Genomic DNA, 2,929 nt, shown 5'->3' with positions numbered 1-2,929 from the left:
AGATCGAGCCAATAGAGAGGATTGCCGTTATCGTCCGTCGCACGCTGATAGGGCTGGATCAGCAGCGAACCCATCATCGGCGAGTCGGGATATACGCCATCCGAACCGTCGGGCGTTACGAGCGCGGTTCTCGCATCCTGATAGCTCATGCTGAGATTGAGACCCATCTTGAGCCAGTTGTTGGCCTTGGTTTCGATGTTCGAACGGAACGAGTAACGGTCAAGCGTCGAACCCGGCATGACGCCCTGCTGGTCGTAGTAGCTGCCCGAAAAGTAGTAGGACGTGCGCTGAGAACCGCCCGACACGCTCAGGTCGACCTGATAGAGCGGAGCGTTGCTCTTCATGATCTCGTCGAACCAGTCGACATCCACGCTCGGGTCGATGCCTAAGGTTGCGATCACCTGATCGCGACCCCACGCTACGTTAGCGGGGTCGTTGTAATCCATGTTGTTGTCGGCGGCAATGAGAGCGCCCTGATAGTTGAGCAGCTGCTCCGTGTTCATGGGGTTCAGCCGCGGGCGGATCATGTTCGAGAACGAGTACTGCGTGCGCAGCGTTACGACGGCGCCCTCCTCGCCGCGAGCACCCTTCTTCGAGGTTACGTAAATCACGCCGTTGGCGGCACGCGAACCGTAGATCGAAGTAGCCGACGCATCCTTGAGCGTGGTGATCGCCGCAATGTCGTTGGGGTTCATCGCGAGAAGGTTCGAGGAGCTGATGGGCGCGCCGTCCAGAAGGATCAGCGGCTCGTTGCCGGCCTGAAGCGAACCTACACCGTGCAGACGGATGGTCGAAGCCTGATTGAGCTCACCGCTGGAGCTCATGATTTGCAGACCGGCGACCTGTCCCTGCATGGCGTCCATGACGTTGTTCGTGGGGCGGGCCTCCAGTTTCTCGGACTTCACCTGATCCACCGAACCGATCACGGTGCCGACCTTGCGGCCCGTACCGTAACCCACGATCACCACGTCGGCGATGGCCTCGGCGTCCTCCTCCAGAACGATGTCCAATGCGGTACGATTGCTGACGGGAATTTGCTGGTTGGTATAACCGATGCAGGAGACCGCGAGAATTCCGTCGGCCGGAGCCGAAATGACGAACTTACCGTTTCCGTCGGTAGAGGTACCGATTCCGGTCCCTTCCACCATGATCGTGGCGCCGATGACGGGCAGACCGTCCGGGCCGACGACTGTACCGGATACCTGCTTATTCTGTGCGAATGCGAACGCGCATACGCTCAGAACAGCAATTAACGATAGTACAAGTTTTCTAACCATAAGCGTTAATTTTAATAAAATAGTTTTTAATATAAAAAGTTCATAGGCAAAGATAAAAGATAATCCATACAAGAACAAATAATTTTCTTAAAAAAACTGAGAAAATTTAGAACTGTTGGCCTTTTTTTTGCTTGGCTTACGGATTCCTCTTTATTAAAGGGATGCGATTACGGATCGTAACAGGCCGATTCGTATATTATATTAGTGTTTTTCAGGCGCAAACCTTCCCCGAAGCGTGCGTTGGAAAGGGTGTCGGCGGCATGCCGCGCGCGTCGTCCGGATGCGCCGCTGCGCTTCGAGCAGATCGTGTCGATTCTGCGGGACAGATGCTCCAATTCCCGGGACGGTTGATCGTGTGTAACGGCCGCGTAAATCTGCGTGGTGCGGATGTCTTTATGGCCGAGAAGTTTGCTGACGGTTTCGATCGGCATGCCCTGCGCGAGCGTTACGGTCGTGGCGAAAGTGTGGCGGGCGATGTGGAACGTGAGAAGACGGTCGATATTCGATCGGCGGATGATTTTTTTTCAGGCAGGCGTTGCACCAGCCGTTCGAAGGCAGCGGGAAGATGGGGGCCGTCTGCGAATCGGGCATACGTTTGGTCAGTAGGGCGCCCGGCAATTCGAAAAGACGGACCTGTACCGCGGTCCCCGTTTTTCGGCGGGTCGTGTAAATCCACAGTTGACCGTCCCGCTTTTTTACGTTGCACATCGTCAGCGATTTGATGTCTGCGTAAGACAACCCCGTAAAACAACTGAACAGATAGGCATCCCGCACCGGTCCGAGACCGGGATGATCCGGTTCGAGTTCCGCTATGCGCATCGATTCGTCCATCGTCAGACAGTCGCGCGGACAGAACTCGCTGTGCGGCTTGTAATTGGGAAAAAGGTTGCGGTCGATCAAACCCCTGTCGAAAGCCAGCGACAAGACGTGCTTCAGTGCGACGAGATAGATCCACACGGTATTGGTCTTATGGGACGTCCGGTTGGCGATGTAGTCGTGGAACCCGGAGAGAAACTCCGGTCGAGACGTTCGCAAGGCAAGTCGGAACATCCGTAGTGCGTGCGGATGAAAGTTGCGAGATGCATGCAGACTCACCTATATTTATAATGTGTGTTTGCGACCGGTTGCGCCGACCATGCGGCCGAATTCGCCGTTGTGCGACCGGAAGAAACGGACGATTCCGTCCCGCGGGTGTTCTTTGCCCAGATAGAGCTCCCGTGCCTTCTGCGGAGTAACGGTCCGCCCGTCGAAAAACAGGGCATCGTAACAACGTTCGATTCGGTAGCGGGTATGATGCAGGCGGGTGTTGCTCTGTCCCGCCTGACGGCTGCGTCCCGTTGTGCATCCCATGCGGGCGGTTCTCAGCGCACATCCTACTACTTTTCGGGCAGCTACTACGACCAGCAGGGCGTCATGCCGGGTTCGACGCTTGACCGCTACTCGTTCCGTTCGAACATCGAGACCAAGGCCAACAACTGGCTCAAGATGGGTCTCAACCTCAGCATGAGCTATCAGGATGCGAGAACCGCGCTCGTAACTCCCGACGGTTCGGAGGGCGTATATCCCGACTCGCCCATGATGGGTTCGCTGCTGATCCAGCCCTATCAGCGTGCGACGGACGATAACGGCAATCCTCTCTATTGGCTCGATCG

The 2,929-nt window shown here is 56.2% G+C and carries 3 protein-coding genes and 1 pseudogene; 1 reads left to right on the top strand and 3 read right to left on the bottom strand.

Annotated features, from left to right (window positions below; translation table 11 throughout):
- From BN3659_RS00055 to BN3659_RS12990, 3 genes are all read right to left on the bottom strand, one after another.
- A partial coding sequence (locus BN3659_RS00055; RefSeq protein ID WP_141682422.1) for a SusC/RagA family TonB-linked outer membrane protein occupies positions 1-1,277 on the bottom strand: 1,277 nt, incomplete at its 3' end.
- Positions 1,278-1,444: 167 nt separating this feature from the next.
- Positions 1,445-1,753: a tyrosine-type recombinase/integrase gene (locus tag BN3659_RS13630; protein WP_410488784.1), complete on the bottom strand. Its 309-nt coding sequence runs from the start codon at positions 1,751-1,753 to the stop codon at positions 1,445-1,447.
- Positions 1,671-2,327, bottom strand: coding sequence for a phage integrase SAM-like domain-containing protein (locus tag BN3659_RS12990; protein ID WP_253181042.1), 657 nt, complete (start codon positions 2,325-2,327; stop codon positions 1,671-1,673). Before BN3659_RS12990 ends, BN3659_RS13630 begins: the two co-directional genes overlap by 83 nt.
- Positions 2,328-2,567: 240 nt before the next feature.
- Here BN3659_RS12990 and BN3659_RS00035 point away from each other — a divergent pair.
- Positions 2,568-2,929, top strand: a pseudogene (locus tag BN3659_RS00035) (hypothetical protein); the annotation flags it as partial.

It is taken from the genome of Alistipes sp. CHKCI003 (assembly GCF_900021155.1).
Lineage (GTDB): Bacteria > Bacteroidota > Bacteroidia > Bacteroidales > Rikenellaceae > Alistipes > Alistipes excrementavium.
This window is presented reverse-complemented; position numbering and strand designations above follow the sequence as displayed.